The organism is Diaphorobacter sp. HDW4A (assembly GCF_011305995.1).
GTDB lineage: Bacteria > Pseudomonadota > Gammaproteobacteria > Burkholderiales > Burkholderiaceae_C > Diaphorobacter_A.
The window spans coordinates 3,498,884-3,523,185 of record NZ_CP049910.1; the positions used below are offsets into that span (position 1 = coordinate 3,498,884).

Sequence of the window (24,302 nt, forward strand, 5' to 3'; positions counted from 1 at the left end):
GCGTCCCACGCACTGCCACAATCACAAGCCATGGAACATACCGCCAACGCTTCTCTCACTGCGCCATCGAGTTGGCTGCACAATGCCATCGCCCGCATCGAGGCCGATTACCAGCGCAGCGCCGATACGCATCTGATTCCGCTGCCCATGCCAGCCTTCGCCGAGCATGGCATCGATCTCTATCTCAAAGACGAATCAACCCATCCGAGCGGCAGTCTCAAGCATCGGTTGGCGCGCTCGCTGTTTCTCTACGCGCTGTGCAATGGCTGGCTGCATGAGCAGTCGACAGTGGTCGAGGCGTCGAGCGGTTCTACCGCCGTGAGCGAGGCGTATTTCGCGCGGCTTCTGGGGCTGCCTTTTGTGGCGGTGATGCCGCGCAGCACGTCCGCGGAGAAGGTCGCGCTGATCGAGTTTTATGGCGGGCGCTGCCATTTCGTGGAGTCGGCCGGTGAGGTCTATGACGCAGCGCGCATGGTAGCGAGCGAGACCGGAGGTCACTACATGGACCAGTTCACCTATGCCGAGCGCGCGACCGACTGGCGGGGCAACAACAACATCGCGGAAAGCATGTTTTCGCAGATGCAGCGTGAGCGCCATCCGGTGCCGCGCTGGATCGTGGTCGGCGCGGGCACGGGCGGCACGAGCGCAACCATCGGGCGCTATGTGCGCTTTCAGCGCCATGCGACGCAGCTGTGCGTGGCTGACCCTGCGGGTTCCGTGTTTGCCGCGTATCACCGCACGGGCGTCGACACGCTGACCGCGCCCGGCTCGCGCATCGAGGGAATCGGGCGCCCACGTGTGGAGCCGAGCTTCATTCGCACGCTGGTTGATCGCATGGAAGAAGTTGCAGATGTGGATTCGATCGCAGCTATGCGGGCGCTGTCCGCCATGCTCGGTCGTCGCGTGGGGCCGTCCACTGGCACCAACTTCGTGGCCATGTTGCGCCTCGCATGCGAGATGCGGGATGCGGGGCAGGAGGGATCGATTCTGTCGTTGCTGTGCGATTCCGGTGAACGCTATCTACCCACCTACTTCAACGACCAATGGGTCTCCAGCTGCATGGGCTCATGTGACACTGCCGGTGCGCGCATCCAGGCGCTCGTCGCCTGACAGGCGGCCAATGAAGTACGACAGGCTGACTCGGCGAGACTGGGTGGCGTTGGCCGCTCGCTTGATGGCGGCCTCGTCGTTTTCGGGCATGGTGTCATCTGCCCTCGCCCTGCCCACACGCACGCTGGTTTTTCCGCGCGATCATGGCAGCCATCCGGAGCTGCAGACCGAGTGGTGGTACATCACCGGGCATGTGCACTCGGCGGGCAAGCCGTTCGGGTTTCAGGTGACCTTCTTCCGCTCACGCGTGGCTTCGACCCAAGGCATGCAGTCGGCATTTGCAGCCAAGCAGCTGATCTTTGCGCACGCTGCAGTGACCGACATCGATGGCACCGTGCAGCATCACGACCAACGCGTGGCACGCGCGGGCTTTGGCATTGCGGGCGCATCGGAAACCGACTGCGATGTGCATCTGCGCGACTGGTCATTGAAGCGCGTCGGGGAGGTGGGTCAATACCAATTTCTCACCCGCATCAAGGCCCCGCGTTTCGAAATCGATCTGTCGCTGCAAGGAACGCAGCCTCTGCTGCTGCAGGGCAACGCGGGCCAGTCACGCAAAGGGCCTGATGCCGATCAGGCGAGCTATTACTACAGCGCTCCACAGCTCGCGGTGCGTGGCAGGCTCATGATCGACGGCGTGCACCATGCGGTGGACGATACGGCTGGGCCGCGCGTCAATCGCGCGTGGATGGACCATGAGTGGAGCGAGGCCCTCCTGCATCCAGAGGCCGTGGGCTGGGACTGGATCGGCATGAACCTGTTCGATGGCTCGGCTCTGACCGCATTCCGCCTGCGACGAGCGGATGGCAGCGCGCTCTGGGCAGGCGGCTCAATGCGGGCGACCGACAACACCGCATTGCCCCGCATCTTTGCCAAAGAGGAAGTGGTCTTCGCACCCACCCGCCACTGGACAAGCCCGCACAGTCGAGCGCGCTATCCAGTTGAATGGCAAGTCAACACACCCGTCGGTAACTTTCGCGTATTGGCGTTGCTTGATGACCAAGAGCTCGACAGTAGCGGCTCCACCGGAACGGTCTACTGGGAAGGCCTAAGCGATCTACGGAATCTGTCGGGAGTTTCTCTCGGACGCGGCTATCTGGAGATGACCGGCTACGCTTCCGGCATTCGGCTGAATTGACGAGTGGCCGCCGGCCCTTGAGTAACGCCCTACTCGGGGACTCACTTGGTCGTCTGATCGCTCAGGGAAGCCCCTGAGATTAAATTGATTGACATTCTTCATCCGATTGCTAATACTAAAATCAAAACATAGCCAATGTTAATCAACAAAATTTAATTGATAGTAATTTAAACATGGAGTTCGCCGTGGGAATTCATGTTTGCACTCACACTGAAAAATGGCACGCGTGCAATACAGATTCTGCATTGGTGGATTTCCAACTTTCAAAATGGCCTCATCATCATGCATGATCAGATTGTCTTCGTCATCAGCGAGTCCATGCGGCAGTCCCGCATCGCGCATGCGGTCCTGAGCAAAGACGATGGCACGCAGATCGCGGTGAACAATGCGCTTGAGCGGATCCTCAAGGAACATCACATCATCTGCGGCAAGAACCTGCTCAAAGACTATCCGGAAATTCTTGCCCTGATCAGCCAGTGCCAGGCCACGATGAAGCCGGTGACGCTGGAACATTCACCGTCACAACTGGCGCTCGAACTCTCACCCTTGGTCGGCCCGGGCAATGGGCTGCATGCGATTCAACTCATTGCCATCCCCTTGGCCACCACGACGAAGAAGCTTCGCCCGCAGGAGTCGATGCTTGAACATCGCTTTCAGAAATCCCTGGAACAGTTTCCCCTCAATGTATGGATGAGCAGTCAGCAAGGCGAAATTTTCTGGATCAATCACACAGCCAACCGTTTCTCGCACGAGCAGGAAGTCGTGCACGACGCATCCAACACGTACTGGATCTCAAAGATCCATTCCGACGATCTGCCTGAAGCCAACAAGACGTTCGCCAAAGCGATGATGGATGGCATCGTGCGGCCCTTTCGCTACCGCGTGCGTGACAACGACGGCAACTACCACTGGCATCTATCGTCCTATACACCGATTCGCGGCGACGACGGCGAGGTTCAGCACTGGGTCGGCACTGGCATCAACATTCAGTCGTTCGTCGACACTGAAGCCCGACTCAAATCAGATATCGAGACGCTCAAGGCCAGTCACAACAACGACAAGCGATTGCTCAAGGAGTCCAACGATCTGCTCGCCCAAGCCCAGAAAATGGAGCTGGTCTCCAACTTGGCAGGTGGCATAGCGCATGATCTGAACAATCTGTTGTTCATCATGAGTCTGAATGCCGATCTGCTGCACAAGCGGCTGCAGGATCAGGAGCTCAAGGCATCTGCCAACAATGTTCGGACCCACATCAAAAAAGCCGCTCGACTCGCTTCGCAACTCATGGGCTTCAGCGGACGCAAGCCACAAAGCCAGTTGGCGGTAGACCCTAGGCAGCTGCTGCAGGACATCCGCGAGCTGCTCGAAAACGCCGTGGGCGCGGAGACCAGCTTCACCATCCAGCTTGACGACGAGATCGACAATGTCCTCGTCGACAAGATGTACCTGGAGAACTCGCTGATCAATCTCGCGATCAACGCGCGCGACGCCGTCGCGGGCAAGGGAACGGTCACGCTGGGCGTAAGCAACGCGCAGCGACACGGTCATGAGGACGGCGTGGAATACGTGGTCTTCAAGATGCACGACGATGGCGAGGGCATGCCTCCGGACGTCATCTCGCGCATCTTCGAGCCCTTCTTCACGACCAAGGCGCCGGGCAAGGGAACGGGGCTGGGCCTGCCGATGGTGAAGAATTTCGCGGAAAGCTCGGGCGGTTTTCTCGATGTCGAATCGCTCGCAGGCGTGGGCACCACGATGTCGTTGTACCTGCCCAAATCTTCGCAGCCCATCATCGAACTGCACACCGAAGAAGAGCCAAAAATCCATTCTGGCGACGAATCGCTGATGATCATCGACGATGACGCTGGCGTGCGCAACGCGCTCGCGCAGGCGCTCTACGGCGTGGGCTATCACTCCGTTACCACGGCCTGCAATTCAGAGTACGCCGTGGAGTTCCTCAGCAGAGGCGTCAAGGCCGATCTCATCATCTCCGACATCAGGATGCCCGGAAAGATGAACACCACAGGCTTCCTGCACAAGCTCGAGGAGATGCATCTGGACGTGCCCGTGATCTTTGCAACCGGGTATTCCGAGGACACGGTCATCCAACAGGGTTTGATCAAGGGGAAGCATCCTGTGCTCTTCAAACCGTTCACGCTCGAGCAGCTATTCAACAAGATTCAGGAGACAGTCTCCGCACACAAGGTAAAAGCGGATCGCTGAGCCTCCGGCTTTGTGCAAAAGAAAAAACCGCAGAAAACAAATCCTGCGGTTTTCGATCAGTCCACCAGAAAATCAGTGGGCTTTGTTGCCTGTTCTCTTGCGCTCAAGCCAAGCAATCAGCTCACCCATCAAACCGCGGCGGAACGCGAGCACGCAAACCACAAAGATCAGACCGGTCACGATGGTCACCGACTCGCCCAGCGTATTGAACCACTCGACACCCGTGAGATGCGCAAGGAAGTTGCCGAAATCGCCGATCTTGTTCTCGAGCAGCACGACCACGGCGGAGCCAAGGATTGGGCCGGACAGTGTGCCGAGGCCACCCACCAGCGTCATCAGCACGACGTGCCCCGATGCGCTCCAGTGCACGTCGGACAGCGTGGCAAATCCGAGCACCAGCGTCTTGAGGGAACCCGCAAGACCAGCCAAAGCCGCAGAAATCACGAAGGCCAGCAGCTTGAAGCGGTTGGTGTCGTAGCCCAGCGAGATGGCGCGTGGCTCGTTTTCCTTGATGCCCTTGAGCACCTGACCGAACGGCGAATGAATCGTGCGCACGATCACCAGGAAAGCCAGCACGACCACCACGAGGCAGACGTAGTACATCGTCAGGTCACTTTGCAGATCGAGCACGCCGAACAGCTTGCCACGCGGCACGCCCTGCAGGCCGTCTTCACCGCCGGTGAAAGGCAATTGCAGACAGGCGAAGTACAGCATCTGGGCGAGTGCCAGCGTGATCATCGTCGCGTAGATGCCCTGACGGCGGATGGCAAAGAAGCCCATCACGAGGCCCAGCAGCGCACCCGTCACCAAGCCCAGCAGCAGACCGATTTCAGGCGTCACGCCCCAGACTTTGATGGACTGGCCGGTGATGTAGGCGGCACCACCGAGGAAGGCGGCGTGACCGAAGGACAGCAGGCCGGTATAGCCGAGCAGCAAGTTGAAGGCCGAGGCGAACAACGCGAACGTCATCAGCTTCATCACGAACACCGGGTAGGCACCGGCGAACGGAGCAATGATCAAACCAAGCAGCAGCAGGCCATATCCAATGGGAGCAAATTTCTTCGTATTCATGTGACTGTGCCCCTTTTATTTCTCTTTGCCGAACAGGCCGGCGGGGCGGATGAGCAGAACAATGGCCATGATGACGAACACCACGGTGGACGAGGCTTCTGGATAGAACACCTTGGTGAGACCTTCGACCACGCCAAGGCCCAGACCCGTGAGGATGGAGCCCATGATCGAGCCCATGCCGCCAATCACCACCACCGCGAACACGACGATGATGAGGTTCTGCCCCATGAGCGGAGTCACCTGATACACAGGTGCTGCCAGCACGCCAGCGAAGGCGGCCAAAGCGGCACCGAAGGCGTAGGTCAGCGTGATCATCACCGGCACATTGACGCCGAAGGCCTCAACGAGTCGCGGGTTCTCGGTACCGGCACGCAGGTATGAGCCGAGCTTGGTCTTCTCGATCACATACCAGGTGGCCAGACACACGACGATGGAGGCCACGACCACCCACGCACGGTAGTTGGGCAGCATCATGAAGCCAAGGTTGGTCGCTCCCTCGAGCAGCTCGGGCGTGTCATAGCCCAAACCCGAGACGCCGTAGATCGAGCGGAACACGCCTTCGATCATCAGCGTCAGGCCCAGCGTGAGCAGCAGGCCGTAGAGGTGATCGAGCTTGTAGATCCAGCGCAGCATCGTGCGCTCGATGATCACCCCGACCAGGCCCACGATCAGCGGCGCCAATATCAGCATCACCCAGTAGTTGATGCCGAAGTAGTTCATGGCCATCCAGGTGAGCAGCGCCCCAAGCATGAACAGCGCGCCATGCGCGAAGTTGATCACATTGAGCAGGCCGAAGATCACGGCCAGACCCAGACTGAGGATCGCATAGAACGAGCCATTGACCAGCCCCAGAAGGAGCTGGCTCAGCATGGCCGGTAGGGAGACACCAAAGATTTCCATGGGTAGCAAAAGTTAGAGGTTCAGCCGCGTCGCCGTGTCATTTCCAAAGAGCGCATTTGCTCTCGGCCTTGGTGGCGAACACTTGGTCGCCCGGCAACTTCTTGATCAGCTTGTAGTAGTCCCAAGTCCCCTTCGATTCCGAAGGAGCCTTGACCTGCATGAGGTACATGTCATGCACATAACGACCATCCGGACGGATCTGGCCCGCGCCGAAGAAGTCGTTCATCTTCATGCCGCGCCAGGTTTCCATCACCTTGTCGGCGTCGGTCGTCTTGGCGGCTTCCACGGCCTTCAGATAGTTCATGGTGGCCGAGTAGTCGGCCGCCTGAATCTCGGTGGGGCGGCGCTGGGTCTTGGCCATGAACTTGTCGGCGAACTTGCGCGTCTCGTCGTTCAGGTCCCAGTACCAGCTCGTGGTGAACTGCATGCCTTCGGTGGTCTTGAGACCCAGGCTGTGGATGTCGCTGTAGAAAATCAGCAGACCGGCGAGCTTCATCGACTTGCCGATGCCGAACTCCTTGGCTGCCTTGATCGAGTTGATCGTGTCGCCGCCCGCATTCGCGAGGCCGAGCACCTGAGCCTTGGAGTTCTGCGCCTGCAGCAGGAAGGACGAGAAGTCCGACGCATTCAGCGGATGGCGCACCGCGCCCACCACAGAGCCACCCTTGGCCTTGACGATGGCCGAGGTGTCGGCTTCAAGCGAGTGACCGAAAGCGTAGTCCGCCGTCAGGAAGAACCAGCTCTTGCCGCCCGCGTCTACCACCGCAGCGCCCGTACCCTTGGCCAGCGCCACGGTGTCGTACGCGTAGTGCACGGTGTAGGGCGTGCACTGCTCGTTGGTGAGCGCGGAGGACGCAGCGCCGTTGTTGATCATCACCCGCTTCTTCTCCTGCGCGACCTTGGCCAGAGCCAGTGCCGTGCCGGAGTTGGTGCCGCTGAAGATCATCGTCAGGCCCTGCGTGTCGATCCACTCGCGGGCCTTCGATGCCGCGATGTCCGCCTTGTTCTGGTGATCCACGGTCAGCAGTTCGATGGGCATGCCCAACACCTTGCCACCGAAATCGTCAATCGCCATCTGGATGGCAACGCCGCCGTTCTTGCCTTCCACGTCCGCATAGAGACTCGACATGTCGGTGATGAGACCGATCTTGACCTTCTGCTCCTGCGCGATGGCCGCATGAGAGAAAAGGCCCGCCGCTGCGAGAACCGTGGCCAGGGCTGTGAACTTGCTCTTCGTCTGCATGTTGTATGTCTCCAGATGGTTTTTTGACGTGAGGGCGAAAACGGGGATTACCGAAGAACGGATGAAGGCTCCTGCGCACGAAGCGCACCGGTGACCGTCATCCTCCCGGTTAAATAGACCTTACTTCCAGAGCGTGCACTTGGACTCGGCCTTGGTCGTCCAGACCGTGTCGGCAGGCAGTGTCTGCAGCACGTTCAGGTAATCCCATGGCTTCTTGGAGTCGGCTTGCTTCTTCACTTCGACCAGGAACATGTCGTGGGCGAAACGGCCATCGGGACGGATCGTGCCCTTGGCGTAGAAGTCGTTGATTGGCGTTGCCTTCAGATAGGCCATGACCTTGTCGGCATCCGTGGTCTTCACAGCAGCGACGGCCTTCAGGTAATTCATCGTGGCGGAGTAGTCGGCCGCGTGGATGTCGGTGGGCATGCGCTTGGTCTTGTCGAAGAACTTCTTGGCGAAAGCGCGCGATGGCTCATCCTTGTCCCAGTACCAGCTGGTGGTGTGCAGCAGGCCTTCGGTGTTCTTCAAACCCAGCGAATGAATGTCGGACAGGAACACCAGCAGACCGGCGGTCTTCATGGTCTTGTTGATGCCGAATTCCTTGGCGGCCTTCACCGAGTTGATAAAGTCACCACCCGCGTTGGCCAGACCCAGCACCTGCGCCTTGGAATTCTGCGCCTGCAAGAGGAAGGACGAGAAGTCGGATGCGTTCAGCGGATGACGCACCGCGCCGGTGATCGTACCGCCCTTGGCCTTGATCACGGCAGAGGTGTCGGCTTCGAGCGAGTGACCGAAGGCGTAATCCGCCGTCAGGAAAAACCAGCTCTTGCCGCCGCGCTCCACCACCGCGCCACCCGTGCCCTTGGCCAGTGCCACGGTGTCATAGGCGTAGTGCACGGTGTAGGGGCTGCACTGCTCATTGGTCAGCGCTGCGGAACCCGCACCGCTGTTGAAGTACACGCGCTTCTTTTCCTGAGCGACCTTGGCTGCGGCCAGTGCCGTGCCGGAGTTGGTACCGCCGAACAGCATGGTCACGCCAGCGGTGTCGACCCACTCGCGCGCCTTGGATGCGGCGATGTCGGCCTTGTTCTGGTGGTCTGCGGAGACCAGTTCAACGGGCTGGCCCAGCACTTTGCCACCGAAGTCGTCAATCGCCATCTGGATGGCGACCGCACCGTTCTTGCCTTCCACGTCGGCGTAGAGGCTGGACATGTCTGTAATGAAGCCGATCTTCACTTTCTCCTGGGCATGCACCGTCGCTGCCGATGCCAGACCCACCACACCCATTGCGCACACGAGTGCCTTGAGAGTTGCCTTCATTACGTATCTCCTTTGAAATTCAAACTGACTTTTGAAATAACTCTGACTCACACACCGAGCAACTCGTTGAGCACCGGCATCTTGGCCTCCAACTCGCTCGAGCCGAAGCGCTCAACGATCTGGCCGTGTTCCATCACATAGAAGCGATCGGCCAGTGGCGCGGCGAAACGGAAGTTCTGCTCGACCATGACGACCGTGTAACCCTTCTCGCGCAGCATGATGATCATGCGTGCAAGCGCCTGCACGATCACCGGCGCAAGGCCTTCGGAGATTTCGTCAAGCAGCAGCAAATTCGCGCCGGTGCGCAGAATGCGCGCCACCGCCAGCATCTGCTGCTCACCGCCGGACAAGCGTGTTCCCTGACTGTTCTTGCGCTCGGCCAGGTTGGGGAACATGGCGTAGATCTCTTCGAGCGACATGCCCTGCTTGCCGGTCTTGAGCACCGGTGGCAGCAGCAGGTTTTCCTCGGTAGAGAGGCTCGAAAAAATGCCGCGCTCTTCAGGGCAGTAACCCACGCCGAGGTGCGCGATGCGATAGGTCGGCATGTCGATGGTCTCGACGCCGTTGATCTTCACCGAGCCCTTGCGCGCGCCAGTCAGGCCCATGATGGCGCGCATCGTGGACGTGCGGCCCGCGCCGTTGCGGCCGAGCAGTGTCACCACCTCGCCGGGCTTGACCACCATGTCGACACCGTGTAGCACATGCGATTCGCCGTACCACGCGTTCAGGCCCTTGATTTCCAATGCAGGCGTTCCGCTCATCTCAATGCGCTCCCTGCAGCGCTGCACCAGCGTCTGTTGTGCCCATGTAGGCTTCCATCACTTGCGGGTTCCTCGAAACTTCTTCGTAAGGCCCTTCGGCCAGCACCGCGCCGCGTTGCAGCACGGTGATGCGGTCGGCAATGGTGGAGACCACCTTCATGTTGTGCTCCACCATGAGAATCGTGCGGCCAGCCGACACCTTTTTGATGAGCTGCGTGACACGGTCAACGTCCTCGTGGCCCATGCCCTGCGTGGGCTCGTCGAGCAGCATCAGCTCGGGCTCCATCGCCAGCGTGGTGGCGATCTCGAGCGCGCGCTTGCGGCCATACGGCAGGTTCACGGTGACCTCGTCGGCCATGTCGGCGAGACCCACTTCGCCAAGCAGTTCGACCGCTCGGCCGTTGAGCTGATCGAGGCTCTTTTCGCTTTGCCAGAAATGGTACGAATTGCCGAGCTTGCGCTGCAATCCGAGGCGCACGTTCTCCATCAGCGTCAGATGCGGGAACACCGCCGAGATCTGAAACGAACGAATCACGCCACGCCGCGCGATCTGCGCAGGCGCTTCGCGGGTGATGTCCTGACCATTGAACTTGATCGTGCCCGAGGTAGGCTCCAGAAACTTGGTCAGCAGGTTGAAGCAGGTGGTCTTCCCCGCGCCGTTGGGGCCGATCAATGCATGGATCGAGCCGCGACGCACGGACAGGTTCACATCGCTGACAGCGGTGAAACCCTTGAATTCCTTGGTGAGATGAGATGTTTCCAGAATGAAGTCGCTCATGGCAACCGGTGTACGCAGCGCCGCCATTCGGCACCACACACCCTTGTCTCCTTCAGTAATGTTGCACCGCATCCTAGGTGCGCATTCCATTTGGAGGAACTGGTAGAAATGCCTATGTATTTACGCCTATGTAAAAAACGGCGCTATTTGGGCCGTTTTTGCAGTCTGATTGCAGAATCGGCCCTCAACTCAACGCCAGAACGACCGCCGAATCATCCACACGCAACACCACACGCATGCGCGACTTGAGACCCGCGCCAGGCGCTGAGAAACCGACGATCTGCAAGTCCCCGCCTAGCTTTGCGGAGATTTCATCCCCTAACGAACCGCGCGAAATCCGCGTGATGGAACCGCTCCAGCAGTTCTCCAATTCGAGTTTTCCCGAACCCGGGGCAACAACCACTACGGCTGTTGCCTTACACAGCGCTTGCACGGCAATACCCTTGCCGAGCCCCAGCAATTCGGCGCTCTCGCGGGTGATGCGGGCACGCACGCGAAAGTCAGCACTCGCCGTCGCCTGCAGACTCACCAGCACGATCTGCCCCTGCACATCCATGTCGTTGACCACGCAGGGCCACTGGTTGCGCATGCTGGTGCGCACGGCCAGCCGTTCTGCGGTCTGCGCATGCACATCGGTCTGGATCCGCCCCTGCTCCACGGCCTGGGTGCGTGCGCTTCTGAGCGTCTGCGCCGCCACCAACAGTTGCCTGCCCGCCTCGGTCAACTGAGCACCGCCGCCGCCGCGCCCCCCGACCACGCGCTCGACCAACGCCACGCCCGAGAGATTGGTGAGTGTATCCACGGCCTGCCACGCGGCCTTGTAGCTCACGCCCACCGCGCGGCCGGCCTTGGAGATGGAGCCCAGCTCGCCAATCTGGCGCAGGATGTCGAGCCGCCGGTCCGACTGCACATGACCCAGAGCCTGCACAAAAGAAGGTTCGCTTTGTTTTCGTTGCATGGCCCGAATGATGCCGCGTGTTTGCAGATTGCATATACTTACCGTTATTCAATCATGGAATAACGAATCAAGGACCGCACGCATGAAAGCACAGCGCAGCCGCATTTCCCCTTCTCTCAAGCTGATCTCGCAGGCCGCGCTGGCGCTCGCGTTGCTGCCCGCCGCACATGCGGGCGAGGTGGCTGTGGCTGTCGCCGCCAACTTCACCGCGCCGATGAACAAGCTCGCCGCGATGTTCGAGAAGGCGATCGGCGACAAGGTGGTGATCTCCTCGGGCGCGACCGGCAAGTTCTATGCGCAGATCGTCAACGGCGCGCCGTTCGACGTGCTGCTCGCGGCCGACGACACCACGCCCGAGAAGCTTGAAAAGGAAGGCAAGGCCGTGAAGGACACGCGCTACACCTACGCCATCGGCAAACTGGTGCTCTGGAGCCCGCAGGGCAACTATGTGGACGGCGAAGGCAAGGTGCTCACAAGCGACTTCACCCACATCTCGATTGCCAACCCCAAGCTCGCACCCTACGGCGCTGCGGCCATGGAAACGCTCGAAAAACTCAAGCTCACCGACAGCATCAAGCCTCGCATCGTGACCGGCGAAAACATCGGCCAGACCTACCAGTTTGTCGCCACCGGCAACGCGCCACTGGGCTTCGTTGCACTCTCCCAAGTCATGCAGGACGGCAAGGTCAGCAAGGGCTCGTACTGGATCGTTCCCGAGACCATGCATGAGGCGATCCGCCAAGATGCCATTTTGCTGAACAAGGGGGCCGATAACGACAGCGCTAAGGCGCTGCTCAAATACCTCAAGAGCGACGAAGCGCGCGCCGTGATCAAAACTTTCGGCTACGGATTCTGATCTCCGCTTCTGCGCTGACAGGATGATGGATACTGCGCCGCAGGATCGACGCATACCCTCATCCCCGCCTATCAAACCCCATGCAATTCACCGCCGAAAACTGGCAAGCCGTTCTGCTCACGCTGCGGCTTGCCGGGCTCACCACCCTGCTGCTGCTCATCCTGTGCACGCCGCTCGCATGGTGGCTTGCGCACACGCGGTCGCGCTGGCGTGCACCGATCTCGGCCGTGGTCGCTCTGCCGCTGGTGCTGCCGCCCACGGTGATCGGCTTTTACCTGCTGGTGCTCATGGGCCCGCAAGGCCCGGTCGGGCAACTCATGCAGTCCATGGGGCTCAAGCTGCTGCCGTTCACCTTCAACGGCCTGCTGATCGGCTCGCTGGTGTATTCAATGCCGTTCGCGGTGCAGCCGCTGCAGCGCGCGTTCGAGGCGCTCGGCAGGCGGCCGATGGAGGTGGCTGCCACGCTCGGTGCAGCTCCGCTTGATCGATTCTTCAGCGTCGCGTTTCCGATGGCGCGCAACGGCTTTCTCACCGCCGCCGTGATGACCTTCGCGCACACCGTGGGCGAGTTCGGCGTGGTGCTCATGCTCGGCGGCAACATCCCTGGCCAGACGCGCGTGATTTCAGTGCAGATCTATGACCATGTGGAAGCGCTGGAATACACACAGGCGCACTGGCTCGCAGCCGGCATGCTGGTGTTCTCGTTCATTGTGCTGCTGTCCATCCATCTGCTGCAGCGTCCGCAGAGCTGCTCATGAACAGCACCATGGACTTATCCGCTCAAGGCCTGCAGGCACGCTTTCAACTCGCGCGCGCCAACTTTGAATTGCAGATCGATCTGCAACTCCCCGGCCACGGCGTGAGCGCGTTGTTTGGCCCGTCGGGCTGCGGCAAGACTACCTGCCTGCGCGCGATGGCGGGGCTCGAGCGCGCGCAGGGCCGTATGCTCGTCAACGACCAAGTCTGGCAGGATGACGAGCGCCGGATCTGGCTGCCCACGCACCAGCGCCGACTCGGCTATGTGTTCCAGGAAGCTAGCCTGTTTCCACATCTGACCGTGCGCGGAAACATCGAATATGGCCTGCGCCGCACACCCATATCACAGCAGCGCGTGGCGCTCGAACAAGCGGTCGAGCTGCTCGGCATCGCGCCACTGATGGAGCGTCGCCCCGACACGCTCTCCGGCGGCGAACGCCAACGCGTGGCGATTGCACGCGCGCTCGCCGCCAGCCCGCAGGTGCTGCTGATGGACGAGCCACTTGCTACGCTCGACGCACAACGCAAGAGCGAAGTGCTGCCCTATCTCGACCGGCTGCACCAAAGCCTCGACATTCCCGTTGTCTACGTGAGCCACTCGCCCGACGAGGTCGCGCGCCTCGCCTCGCATCTGGTGCTGATGGAGGCCGGACGGGTGCTCGCCAGCGGCCCGACCGATGAGATCATGTCGCGCCTCGACCTGCCGCTCGCGCATGGCGACACGGCCAGCGCGCTGGTACAGGCCAGTGTCATCGGCTACGACAGCGCCGACCAGTTGCTCACATTGCAGAGCCCTGCGGGGCTCCTGTATATGCCGACAGCACGCACGCATGTTACCGGTGACCCTCTGAGCATCCGGATCATGGCGCGCGAAGTCAGCCTCTCGCGCACACCCTTGCATGACAGCAGCCTGCTCAACTCGCTGCCCGCACGCATCACCGCGATCACCGACGAAAGTGCGGGCCAGGTGCTGGTGAGCATGGACGCATCGGGCGTCGTGCTGCTCGCGCGCATCACGCGGCGATCATGCGCGCAACTGGGGCTCTCCGTCGGCGACCAAGTGCATGCCCACATCAAAGCCGTTTTGTTGCTCGACTGAACACACAAAGTCATCGGAACGACAAAACCGGACATCATTTAGTCAGCCTGCCGTAAGTAAGCGCTTGAATGCCGCTTTGCGGCACACAAGCCTAGGGAAACCCCACCCACGCCAGACACATGGATCGACCATCGTGGATGTATGATTCCGCTCATCTTGGGCCTTTGTTGTTCAGCTCTTTCGAGCCTCTGTCTTTCGTGTTCATCGTATTGCAGACTGGCCCGGATTTCTCGCAGGGTGGGTTGAGAGTTGTCGCAAGTACACGCAATCACGTTCTGCGCCGAACATGGCGCCAATCTCCGTCACGGCAGTCACCGTGACGAGGATAAGCACGAGACCCGGGCCATAACCACCTAATCAAAAATACTCAGGAGACATACCTTGTCAGGACTCCTCAAACTGGCGCTGGGCGTGGACTGGATTTCCACCAAGCTCAGCAAGATCGCGGGCCTTGCCGTGCTGGCCGCCGCCGTTATTTCCGCAGGCAACGCCATATCGCGCTACGGCCTTGACCTCAGTTCCAATGCCTGGCTCGAAATCCAGTGGTACCTCTTCGGTGCCACCGTGATGCTGGGCGCGCCTTTGGTGCTCAAGCTCAACGAACACGTGCGCGTGGACATCATCTACGGCAAGCTGCGCGGCAACAAGCAGGTCTATGTGGATCTGTTCGGGCTGATCTTCTTTCTTCTACCAGTGATGGGCTTGCTCACTTGGTTGACCGCTCCATTCTTCTGGAACATGTTCGTCACCAAGGAAATGTCGGGCAACATCGGCGGCCTCATTCGCTGGCCCGCTGGGCTGCTGTTGCCCGTGGGCTTCGGCATGATGTTCCTGCAAGGCGTTGCCGAAATCATCAAGCGCATCGCCTATCTCAAGGGCGACTACCAAATGAACACCCATTACGAGAAGCCAGTGCAGTAAGCGCAATCCGCTTTCTGTGACTCCATTCAGGACGAGACAATAATGCACATGGAAAACTTCGCCCCGATCATGTTTGCGGGGCTTATCTTGATCATGCTGATCGGCTTCCCGGTCGCATTTTCACTTTCGGCACTGGGACTGTTCTGCGGCTTCTTCGCGATTGAAATGGGCTGGTTCCCGGCCAACTTCATGTCCACGCTGCCCATCAACATGTTCGGCATCTTGTCGAACGATCTGCTGCTGGCCATCCCGTTCTTTACTTTGATGGGAGCGGTACTGGAGAAATGCGGGCTGGCTGAAGACATGCTCGACTCCATGGGTCAGCTCTTCGGCCCGGTGCGCGGCGGTCTGGGCTACTCTGTGATCATCGTCGGCTTCATCCTCGGAGCGATCACCGGCACGGTGGCGGGTCAGGTGATTGCGATGGCGATGATCTCGCTGCCCGTGATGATGCGCTACGGCTACAACATGCGCTATTCCACGGGCGTGCTGGCGGCCTCGGGCACGATCACGCAGCTCGTGCCTCCATCGCTGGTACTGATCGTGATGGCTGACCAGCTCGGCCGTTCGGTGGGTGACATGTACAAGGGTGCTTGGGGTCCCGCGATTCTGCAGGTGCTTATTTTTGCTGCCTACACCTTCTTCCTCGGCCGCATCCGCCCCGAGTATGTGCCAGGACTGCCCAAATCTGCCCGCACGCTGCACGGTTGGGCGCTGTGGGGCAAGTGCCTGCGCGGCATCATCCCGTCGGCCATCCTCATCTTCGCCGTGCTGGGCTCGATGGGCGGCCTGCCCTTCATGGACCACGCGATTGCCACGCCGACCGAGGCCGGTGCGATGGGCGCCGTGGGTTCGCTGATTCTTGCGGCCATCCACAAGCGCTTGAACTGGACTCTGATCAAGGAAGCCATGGACGGCACGATGCGCCTCACAGCCATGGTGGTGTTCATTCTGATCGGCTCGCGCGTGTTCTCGCTGGTCTTCCAAGGCGTAGACGGCGCGGTCTGGATCGAGCACATGCTCAGCGATCTTCCCGGCGGCCAGATCGGCTTCCTGATCGTGGTGAACGTGTTCATCTTCTTCCTCGCGTTCTTCCTCGACTTCTTCGAAATCGCCTTCATCATCTTGCCGCTGCTCGGCCCTGTTGCGCACAAGCTCGGCATCGATCTGGTGTGGTTCGGCGTGCTGCTGTGCGTGAACATGCAGACCAGCTTCATGCATCCGCCATTCGGCTTCGCGCTGTTCTATCTGCGCGGCATCTCGGATACGCTGTTCAAGGAAAAACGCATCGACAAACCGGTCAAATCCAGTGACATCTACATGGGCTCGATTCCCTGGGTGGTGATGCAGGTGCTGCTGGTGGCCATCGTGATCTTCTTCCCGCAGACCGTGACCGTGTTTCTCGACAAGGAAGTGATTGTTGACGTAGACAAAGTGCAGCTTGAAATGCCGGCCGAAGAGATGCAGCCGGAAGGCACCATCGATCTCGACAACCCGTTCGGCAACGCACCCGCCAACGCCGCTTCGGAACCCGTGCCCGCGCAAGAGACCGCTCCGGATCCCGCAACAGAACCTGAACCTGCTGCATCCGCCGCTTCTCAATGACGATGAGCGTGAATGGAGAATCGCCCGACACGCGTGCCGGGCAGCAACCCTCGCCACGGGCCGACGACGGATTGGAAAGCAAAGCCTTTCCCCCGCTCGTCCGCCTGCTGGCAGTGGTCATCGTGGCGGCCTTGGCCGCCTTTGCATTTTTGTCAATACCCGCACTGCGCGACGCGCACTGGGACTTCACCAGCCTCAGCACCTACGCGCTCGCCTCCGTCGTCATCGCATGGGTAGGCTGGTGGATGGTCTTTAGCCACACGCACTACACCGACGGCGCAATCACCCAGACCTGGCTCTGGGACAAGCGTGTCGAAGCACGCGAAGTCGCCACCTTCAAGATCGTCCACTGGCCCTGGCTGCAATTCATCATCAGCCCCCGCATGCTCGTGCGCCGCCGCAACGGCAGCATGGTGTGGATCAACTCCGCAGATCCACATCTGTTGGTGGCCTTCGGACAAAGCGTAGTCCGCCACCAAAGTGGTGTGCCTGCCAACTGAGTCAGGCACAGCCCCCGCCCTCCGGCGAAGCCAGCGTCCTGCGAAGCGCACACGGCACCCCGCACCACCACCCCAACGCCAAGACAGCCCCTCAGGCTAGGCGTCGAAGCCGCAGACAGTATGCCGATACGGCAAGGCTTCGCAACGACGCATGAGGGGCTGTATTGGCGCCCCCAAACGAATGACCAGCGAAGCCGCAAGGCTTCGTAAAACCCAAACAAAAAGCATAAAAAAAACCGCCGAGAACACCGGCGGTTTTTTGTTTTCAATGAGACTACGAAGCAGCCTCAACCGATCACAGCTTCTGACGCTGCATGAAGTTGTCGAACGCCCCTTCGGTGAAGCGGAACCAGGAATTCTGGTCCGCCAGGAACTTCGCGTAGTCAGGGTAAATCTTCTTCCACTCGGGATTGCTGTTGTTCAGATCGGCGTAGATCTGCTGAGCCGACTTGAACGCTGCATTCATCACGTCCTGCGTGAACGGACGCAGCTTGGTGCCTGAGCCCACGAGTTGCTTGATGGCAATCGGGTTCTTGGAGTCATACTTGGCGAGCATGGACACATGCGCGTGCGAAGCGGATGCCTCGATGATCGCCTTGTATTCTGCAGGCAGACCTTCCCAGGCCTTGGTGTTGATGTAGAAGTCCAGCTGTGGACCACCTTCCCACCAGCCGGGGTAGTAGTAGAACGGCGCGACCTTGTTGAAGCCCAGCTTCTGGTCATCGTATGGACCCACCCACTCCAATGCGTCGATCGTGCCCTTTTCCAGAGCAGGATACAGATCCGCACCAGGAATGGATTGCGGAATCACGCCGAATGGCTCCAGCACCTTGCCCGCAAATGGGTTGGTACGGAACTTCAGGCCCTTCAGATCGGCGACCGACTTGATTTCCTTGCGGAACCAGCCACCCATCTGCGCGCCCGTATTGCCGCCCGGGAAGTTGATGATGTTGTACTTGGCGTAGAACTCGCGCATCAGCTTCAGGCCGTTGCCTTCGTACATCCATGCGGACATCTGGCGGGCGTTCAGGCCAAATGGCACGGCGCAGCCTAGGCAGAACGTCGGGTCCTTGCCGTAGAAGTAGTAAGGAGCGGTGTGCGCCATTTCGACGGACGCGCTCTGCACGCCATCAACCACGCCGAACGCGGGCATCAACTCGCCGCCAGCGTGAACGGAAATCTGGAACTTGCCGCCTGTGGCGTCATGGACCTTCTTGGCAAAGACTTCGGCGGTACCGAAGATGGTGTCGAGCGACTTGGGGAAGCTCGACGCCAGGCGCCAGCGGATGGCGGCTTGCGCATGTACTGCGGGAGCCACTCCGGCTGCGAGCACGCCAGCGATACCGGCCTGCTTGATGATTGAACGACGATCCATGGATTTCTCTCCGAACGATGTAGTTGAATAACGATGAAAACGATCAACAACAGGTGACATACAACACACGGCGCGCTCAACCGAGCAGCGATTGAATCAGCCGATTGCGCGCGCAATATGGGTGAGGAAATTCTAGAAAAATGTCCTTCCGCGCCCCAGCGGGTTTTCCCCTGCGTGTGGTACTTGGTTGCTACAAATTCTGAGTTTTTGGCGAATTTCGAACAACAAAAAGCCCGCAGCCGGAATGCCGGATGCGGGCTCTTGAAAGAACGGGGCTGAAAACGCGCAGCGGCTCAGGCCACCTTGGAGGTATTCACCGCTTCGCGCGTGCCAAAGCGTTGCTCGATCGACGCCTGAATGCCTTTGGCGTCTAACCCTTGGAGCGACAGCAGCTTGACCGGATCGCCATGCTCGATGAACACATCTGACAGCCCCAACTGCAGCACCGGGCGCAACACGCCAGCGGCGTTGAGCGCCTCCATCACTGCGCTGCCTGCGCCGCCCATGATGCAGCCCTCTTCCACCGTGACCAGCGCATCGTGCGTGGCCGCGATCTCGAGCAGCAGTTTGGTGTCGAGCGGCTTGGCCCAGCGCATGTTGGCGACCGTGGCGTCGAGCGCCTCGGCCGCTTCGAGTGCGGGATAGAGCAGCGTGCCGAACGCGAGGATCGCAATGCGCTGGCGGCCCTTGGCCGCATCAGCCACGGCGCTCGCCTTGCGGCGCACCTCACCCTTGCCGAACGGCAGCCCGTCGAGCTCGGCGAGCGGCGCGACGCCCACGCCCGCACCACGTGGGTAGCGAACGGCCACGGGATGGTTCTGCTCGTACGCGGTCGTCAGCAACTGACGGCATTCGCGCTCGTCCGCCGGACAGGCCATGCTCATGTTGGGAATGCAGCGCACGAACGAGATGTCGTATGCGCCCGCATGCGTCGCGCCATCCGCGCCGACGAGGCCCGCGCGATCCAGCGCGAACACCACCGGCAGGTTCTGCAGCGCCACGTCGTGGATCAGCTGGTCATACGCGCGCTGCAGGAAGGTCGAGTAGATCGCGACCACCGGCTTCACGCCCTCGCAGGCCATGCCCGCGGCAAAGGTCACCGCATGCTGCTCGGCAATGCCGACGTCGTAATAACGCTTGGGAAACTTGCGCTCGAATTCCACCATGCCCGAGCCCTCGCGCATCGCGGGTGTGATGCCCACGAGGCGCTCGTCCTTGGCCGCCATGTCGCACAGCCATTGGCCGAAGACCTGGGTGAAAGTCTGTTTGGGCGGTGTGGCGGGCTTGACGAGACCGACCGCAGGATCGAACTTGCCGGGGCCGTGATAGGCGACCGGATCGGCCTCGGCAAGCTTGTAGCCTTGGCCCTTCTTGGTGACCACGTGCAGGAACTGCGGGCCCTTGAGGCTTTTGATGTTCTCGAGCGTGGGGATCAGCGAATCAAGATCGTGACCATCGATGGGGCCGATGTAGTTGAAGCCGAATTTTTCGAACAACGTGGCCGGAACCACCATGCCCTTGGCCTGTTGCTCAAGGCGCTTGGCGAGTTCGAGCAACGGCGGGACGGGCTTAAGTACCTGCTTGCCCACATCCCGCGCTTTTGTGTAGAACTGGCCGCTCATGAGCTGCGCGAGATAACGGTTGAGCGCACCCACCGGCGGGCTGATGCTCATGTCGTTGTCGTTGAGGATGACGAGCAGATTCGCGTCCGCCACACCCGCATTGTTGAGCGCCTCGAAGGCCATGCCAGCCGTCATCGCGCCGTCGCCGATCACCGCGATGCCGAAGCGGTTTTCCCCCTTCTGCTTGGCGGCCAGCGCCATGCCGAGTGCGGCGGAAATGCTGGTGCTTGAGTGCGCGGTGCCAAAGGTGTCGTACTCGCTTTCGGCGCGGTTCGGGAAACCGGCCAGGCCACCGAGCTGGCGCAGCGAGGTCATGCGGTCACGGCGACCCGTAAGGATCTTGTGCGGGTAGGACTGGTGGCCCACGTCCCAGATGATGCGATCCTGTGGTGTGTTGAACACCTTGTGCAGCGCCACGGTCAGCTCCACCGTGCCGAGGTTGGAGGACAGATGGCCGCCCGTCTTCGATACGCTCTCCAGCACGAAGGCCCGCAGTTCGTGGGCCAGCGTCTTGAGTTCCGCGCGCGAAAACCGGCGTAGATCAGCCGGGTCGTTCACAGTCTTCAGCAGGGAGTAGGAGTTCGTGGACATAGTGGGGGTCTTCTCGCCGTCTTCAGCTTCGCGCGGCGCGCGGGCTGGGTCGGCCGGTTGTCGGCTCGTTGTTCGGGTCACTCTTCATTCATGCATCAATGCGTGCGGCGCACCACCGCATCGGCCAGCGCGGCCAACGCGCGCGTGTCGTGCAGGCCCGATTGCGCAAGTGCCACATGCGCCTTTTCGCGCAGTTCTTCCGCATATTGCTGCGCACGCTCGAGGCCCAGCAGCGACACATAGGTCGGCTTGTCGCTCGCAGCATCCTTGCCAGCGGTCTTGCCGAGCGTCTGCGAATCGGCAATCACGTCAAGCACGTCGTCGACCACCTGGAAGGCCAGGCCAACGGCGGCGCCATACTCCCTGAGCGCGACACGCGCCTCAAGCGTGGTCTCGGCACAGACCGAGCCCATGGTCACGCAGGCCTGCAGAAGCGCGCCGGTCTTGAGGCGGTGCATCTTGCGCAACTGGTCTTCAGTCAGTGACTTGCCGACGCTTGCGAGGTCGATGGCCTGACCGCCCGCCATGCCTTCGGCACCGGCGGCACGCGCAAGCAGACGGCACAGCGTGGCCTGCATCGCAGGGGGCACGCCGTCGTCAGGCGTCAGAAATTCAAACGCGAGTGCCTGCAACGCGTCGCCCGCAAGCAGCGCCTCGGCCTCGCCGAACTGCACATGCACGGTGGGCTTGCCACGGCGCAGCACGTCGTTGTCCATGCAGGGCATGTCGTCATGCACCAACGAATAAGCGTGAATCAGTTCAGCCGCACAGGCCGCGCGCAGCGCTGCATCGCGCAGCCCACCCACGGCCTCGCTCGCCGCCAGCACCAGCAACGGACGCAGACGCTTGCCGCCATCGAGCACCGCATAACGCATCGACTCGCCCAGCCCCGCAGGCGCATCCGCGCTCACCCAGCGCGAGAGGCAATCCTCCACCGCCGCGAGTTGCGTGTGTTGCCAGGTCTTGAAATCAAAGTTTGCTGCTTGTGCTTGCACTGCGGAATCCATGGTTCGTTCGTTCTTCGTTCTTATTGCTTTGCGTGTTTCTTACTTCACTCCTGCGTCCACGACTGCAGCTTGCCGTCGTCCAGCACCTTGATCTGCTCCTGCACCGCATCAAGGCGCGAACGGCAGAACGTCAGCAAACTGGCACCGCGTTGATAGCCGGAGAGCATCTGCTCGAGCGGCATCTGGCCGGACTCGATCTGCTCGATGAGCTGTTCAAGCTCTTGCAGCGCGGCTTCATAGCTGACAGGTTCTTTGGCGGCAGTGGCCGCTGGTGCCTTGGGCATGGGTAGGGAGGGCGCTGAACGCGAGGGTGAAAACAGGCCATTTTAGGCGCTGCGTTCTCTGGCGGTCAGTGGAATGGATGTTTAGGGTGAATATCCATTTCGGATACGCTCCGCCGACCCGTCAACTAAACTGCCCAACCCCGACGCGCACCAGCACCATGGCCGTATCAATTGCACCAAACTGGGGCAATTCACTTACTTGGCCTCCGGAAATAACCCCACCACCTATAATCCCATTTCCGCATCGAACCGGCTTATGGGTTTTTCCTTGGGCCGGTTTCGTTTTTTTCAGACAGCGCATACGCGCACCCTCCCTGTGGGGAGTCTTTAGGTCAGGTCATCCATGTCTGATTTAAGTCTTCAACTGCAGCAGGCCGCAAGCCAACTTCCAGTTTCCACTTATTTTGACGAGGCGCTTTTCAAGCGCGAGCTGGAGACCATCTTCCAGCGAGGTCCCCGTTATGTGGGGCACCAACTCGCCGTACCCAACCCGGGTGACTACTACGCTCTTCCGCAAGAAGGCGAAGGTCGCGCGCTCGTGCGCAACCCCCAAGGGCAGGTCGAACTGATTTCCAACGTCTGCCGTCACCGGCAGGCCGTCATGCTCAAGGGACGTGGCTCGCTGCAGGGCCATGGCAAGGGGCATGCGGGCGGCAACATCGTCTGCCCACTGCACCGCTGGACCTACAGTCCCAGCGGCGAGCTGCTGGGCGCGCCCCACTTCTCGCACGACCCGTGCCTGAACCTCAACAACTACCAGCTCCAGGAATGGAACGGCCTGCTGTTTGAAGGCAACGGTCGCGACATCAAGGCCGATCTGGCCGGTATGGGCCCGCTGTCGGAGCTGTCCTTTGACGGCTTCGTGCTCAGCCATGTCGAGATGCACGAGTGCAACTACAACTGGAAGACCTTCATCGAGGTCTATCTGGAGGACTACCACGTTGGTCCGTTCCACCCAGGTCTCGGCAATTTCGTGACCTGCGACGACCTCAAGTGGGAGTTTGCCAAGGAGTACTCGGTGCAGACCGTGGGCGTCGCGCCCACCTTCGGCAAACCGGGCTCCGAGGTCTACAAGACCTGGCACGACGTGCTGCTTTCCTACCGCGACGGCAAGCTGCCCGAGCGCGGCGCGATCTGGCTGACGTACTACCCGCACATCATGGTGGAGTGGTATCCGCACGTGCTCACGGTATCGACACTGCACCCGGTGAGCGTGAACAAGACGATGAACGTGGTGGAGTTCTACTACCCCGAAGAGATCGTCGCGTTCGAGCCCGAGTTTGTGGCGGCGCAGAAGGCTGCCTACATGGAAACCGCCATTGAAGATGACGAGATTGGCGAGCGCATGGATGCGGGGCGCAGGGCCTTGTTTGAGCGCGGCGACAATGAAGTCGGCCCCTACCAAAGCCCCATGGAAGACGGCATGCAGCACTTTCACGAGTGGTATCGCTCGAAGATGGGTGATTCTCTTACTGGGTGACTTCGTCCACGAGGCCTGTTCGGCTTCGATTAGTGGGTCGTTTTGAGGCGCCAATACAGCCCTTCATACTTTGCTGCGAAGCCTTGCCGTACGAGAGTACTGTCTGCGGCTTCGCGTCGCGTCTGAAGGGCTGTCTTGGCGTTGGGGTGGGTGATCGAGGCATCGCTTTCGCTGCTTGCGCCCGCTGACTGAATACCTGAAGCCGCAGGCATATTCCTCTTTTCATTCCAATCCTGCGAACGCGGCATTTTGGGTCGCTGTACGATTCATCTCCTTATGCTTCGCTCGCTTCTGCTGGTTTGCGCCACTCTTCTTCCGTTGGCGGCTGCCGCGCAACGGGATCCTTCCGCCGAGAACAATTGCTACTCGCGGCTCAGTCTTGACAGCATGCGGGCGTGCATCAAGGAGCAGTCGGCTGCGGCGACCAAGGAGTTGGAATCGTCTGAGAAGCTGCTGGCCTCCGCCGTTCAGAGCGAGCTGCACCATTCAAAGTCTTCGGCCCGCCAGCATCTGACGCAGGCCAATGCACGATATCGGCAGTACCGCAAGGCGCAGTGCGCGTTTCAGGCGCTGGCGGCCAATGGGAAGAAGTCCGCACCGGATCGCGAGATGCTGTGTACTACCGCGCTCGATCTGCAACGTGCCAAGGATTTGAAGGCGACGGCCGAGATGCTGCGCTGATCATCCGCGTCAGCACACGCTTC

The 24,302-nt window shown here is 60.5% G+C and carries 22 protein-coding genes; 11 read left to right on the forward strand and 11 right to left on the reverse strand.

Going from position 1 to position 24,302, the window contains the following annotated elements:
- Nucleotides 1-30: 30 nt before the first annotated feature.
- The 3 genes from G7047_RS15915 (at nt 31) to G7047_RS31405 (ending at nt 4,471) form a co-directional block, all read left to right on the forward strand.
- Nucleotides 31-1,110 carry a PLP-dependent cysteine synthase family protein gene (locus tag G7047_RS15915; RefSeq protein ID WP_166307362.1) on the forward strand — a complete coding sequence of 360 codons (1,080 nt, stop codon included), beginning with the start codon at nt 31-33 and terminating at the stop codon, nt 1,108-1,110.
- Between the two features lie 10 nt (nt 1,111-1,120).
- Nucleotides 1,121-2,248, forward strand: coding sequence for a lipocalin-like domain-containing protein (locus tag G7047_RS15920; protein ID WP_166307365.1), 1,128 nt, complete (start codon nt 1,121-1,123; stop codon nt 2,246-2,248).
- Nucleotides 2,249-2,530: 282 nt separating this feature from the next.
- Nucleotides 2,531-4,471 carry a hybrid sensor histidine kinase/response regulator gene (locus G7047_RS31405; RefSeq protein WP_166307368.1) on the forward strand — a complete coding sequence of 647 codons (1,941 nt, stop codon included), beginning with the start codon at nt 2,531-2,533 and terminating at the stop codon, nt 4,469-4,471.
- A 72-nt stretch (nt 4,472-4,543) separates the two neighbouring features.
- Here G7047_RS31405 and G7047_RS15930 read toward each other — a convergent pair whose 3' ends face one another.
- From G7047_RS15930 to G7047_RS15960, 7 genes are all read right to left on the reverse strand, one after another.
- Nucleotides 4,544-5,542 (reverse strand): branched-chain amino acid ABC transporter permease, encoded by a 999-nt coding sequence (locus G7047_RS15930; protein WP_166307371.1) that lies wholly within the window; start codon nt 5,540-5,542, stop codon nt 4,544-4,546.
- Between the two features lie 15 nt (nt 5,543-5,557).
- Nucleotides 5,558-6,442, reverse strand: coding sequence for a branched-chain amino acid ABC transporter permease (locus G7047_RS15935; RefSeq protein ID WP_166307374.1), 885 nt, complete (start codon nt 6,440-6,442; stop codon nt 5,558-5,560).
- Between the two features lie 37 nt (nt 6,443-6,479).
- A complete protein-coding gene (locus G7047_RS15940) occupies nt 6,480-7,685 on the reverse strand; it encodes an ABC transporter substrate-binding protein (RefSeq protein ID WP_166307377.1) in 1,206 nt (401 codons plus the stop codon).
- A 120-nt stretch (nt 7,686-7,805) separates the two neighbouring features.
- Nucleotides 7,806-9,005: an ABC transporter substrate-binding protein gene (locus G7047_RS15945; protein ID WP_166307380.1), complete on the reverse strand. Its 1,200-nt coding sequence runs from the start codon at nt 9,003-9,005 to the stop codon at nt 7,806-7,808.
- Between the two features lie 47 nt (nt 9,006-9,052).
- Nucleotides 9,053-9,766 (reverse strand): ABC transporter ATP-binding protein, encoded by a 714-nt coding sequence (locus G7047_RS15950; protein WP_166307383.1) that lies wholly within the window; start codon nt 9,764-9,766, stop codon nt 9,053-9,055.
- A 1-nt stretch (nt 9,767) separates the two neighbouring features.
- Nucleotides 9,768-10,544 (reverse strand): ABC transporter ATP-binding protein, encoded by a 777-nt coding sequence (locus tag G7047_RS15955; protein WP_166312097.1) that lies wholly within the window; start codon nt 10,542-10,544, stop codon nt 9,768-9,770.
- A gap of 184 nt (nt 10,545-10,728) precedes the next feature.
- Complete coding sequence (locus G7047_RS15960; protein WP_166307386.1) at nt 10,729-11,502, reverse strand: LysR family transcriptional regulator; 774 nt, start codon at nt 11,500-11,502, stop codon at nt 10,729-10,731.
- 82 nt (nt 11,503-11,584) lie between these two features.
- On the opposite strand from G7047_RS15960, the gene modA reads away from it, so the two are divergent.
- From modA to G7047_RS15990, 6 genes are all read left to right on the forward strand, one after another.
- On the forward strand, nt 11,585-12,358 hold the full coding sequence (modA, locus tag G7047_RS15965; protein ID WP_166307389.1) for a molybdate ABC transporter substrate-binding protein: 774 nt from the start codon (nt 11,585-11,587) through the stop codon (nt 12,356-12,358).
- An 80-nt stretch (nt 12,359-12,438) separates the two neighbouring features.
- Nucleotides 12,439-13,116, forward strand: a complete 678-nt coding sequence (modB, locus tag G7047_RS15970; protein WP_166307392.1) for a molybdate ABC transporter permease subunit — start codon at nt 12,439-12,441, stop codon at nt 13,114-13,116.
- Nucleotides 13,113-14,213, forward strand: a complete 1,101-nt coding sequence (modC, locus tag G7047_RS15975; protein ID WP_166307395.1) for a molybdenum ABC transporter ATP-binding protein — start codon at nt 13,113-13,115, stop codon at nt 14,211-14,213. Before modB ends, modC begins: the two co-directional genes overlap by 4 nt.
- Nucleotides 14,214-14,594: 381 nt before the next feature.
- Nucleotides 14,595-15,134, forward strand: coding sequence for a TRAP transporter small permease subunit (locus tag G7047_RS15980; protein ID WP_166307398.1), 540 nt, complete (start codon nt 14,595-14,597; stop codon nt 15,132-15,134).
- Between the two features lie 42 nt (nt 15,135-15,176).
- Nucleotides 15,177-16,739 carry a TRAP transporter large permease subunit gene (locus G7047_RS15985; protein WP_166307401.1) on the forward strand — a complete coding sequence of 521 codons (1,563 nt, stop codon included), beginning with the start codon at nt 15,177-15,179 and terminating at the stop codon, nt 16,737-16,739.
- 2 nt (nt 16,740-16,741) lie between these two features.
- Nucleotides 16,742-17,239, forward strand: a complete 498-nt coding sequence (locus G7047_RS15990) for a hypothetical protein (RefSeq protein WP_166307404.1) — start codon at nt 16,742-16,744, stop codon at nt 17,237-17,239.
- A 295-nt stretch (nt 17,240-17,534) separates the two neighbouring features.
- On the opposite strand, the gene G7047_RS15995 is transcribed toward G7047_RS15990, so the two are convergent.
- The 4 genes from G7047_RS15995 to xseB all read right to left on the reverse strand — a co-directional run bounded on the left by G7047_RS15995 (nt 17,535) and on the right by xseB (nt 22,118).
- Complete coding sequence (locus G7047_RS15995) at nt 17,535-18,614, reverse strand: TRAP transporter substrate-binding protein (protein WP_166307407.1); 1,080 nt, start codon at nt 18,612-18,614, stop codon at nt 17,535-17,537.
- A 293-nt stretch (nt 18,615-18,907) separates the two neighbouring features.
- Nucleotides 18,908-20,827: a 1-deoxy-D-xylulose-5-phosphate synthase gene (gene dxs, locus G7047_RS16000; protein WP_166307410.1), complete on the reverse strand. Its 1,920-nt coding sequence runs from the start codon at nt 20,825-20,827 to the stop codon at nt 18,908-18,910.
- Nucleotides 20,828-20,922: 95 nt separating this feature from the next.
- Nucleotides 20,923-21,834 carry a polyprenyl synthetase family protein gene (locus tag G7047_RS16005; RefSeq protein ID WP_166307413.1) on the reverse strand — a complete coding sequence of 304 codons (912 nt, stop codon included), beginning with the start codon at nt 21,832-21,834 and terminating at the stop codon, nt 20,923-20,925.
- A 44-nt stretch (nt 21,835-21,878) separates the two neighbouring features.
- The gene (xseB, locus tag G7047_RS16010) at nt 21,879-22,118 is read right to left on the reverse strand and encodes an exodeoxyribonuclease VII small subunit (protein ID WP_166307416.1); all 240 of its coding nucleotides are present in this window, start codon (nt 22,116-22,118) and stop codon (nt 21,879-21,881) included.
- Nucleotides 22,119-22,461: 343 nt separating this feature from the next.
- Here xseB and G7047_RS16015 point away from each other — a divergent pair, with 343 nt between their 5' ends.
- Together G7047_RS16015 and G7047_RS16020 are read left to right on the forward strand one after the other, a co-directional pair.
- A complete protein-coding gene (locus tag G7047_RS16015) occupies nt 22,462-23,598 on the forward strand; it encodes an aromatic ring-hydroxylating dioxygenase subunit alpha (RefSeq protein WP_166307419.1) in 1,137 nt (378 codons plus the stop codon).
- 276 nt (nt 23,599-23,874) lie between these two features.
- Nucleotides 23,875-24,279, forward strand: coding sequence for a lysozyme inhibitor LprI family protein (locus tag G7047_RS16020; RefSeq protein WP_166307422.1), 405 nt, complete (start codon nt 23,875-23,877; stop codon nt 24,277-24,279).
- Nucleotides 24,280-24,302 lie beyond the last annotated feature (23 nt).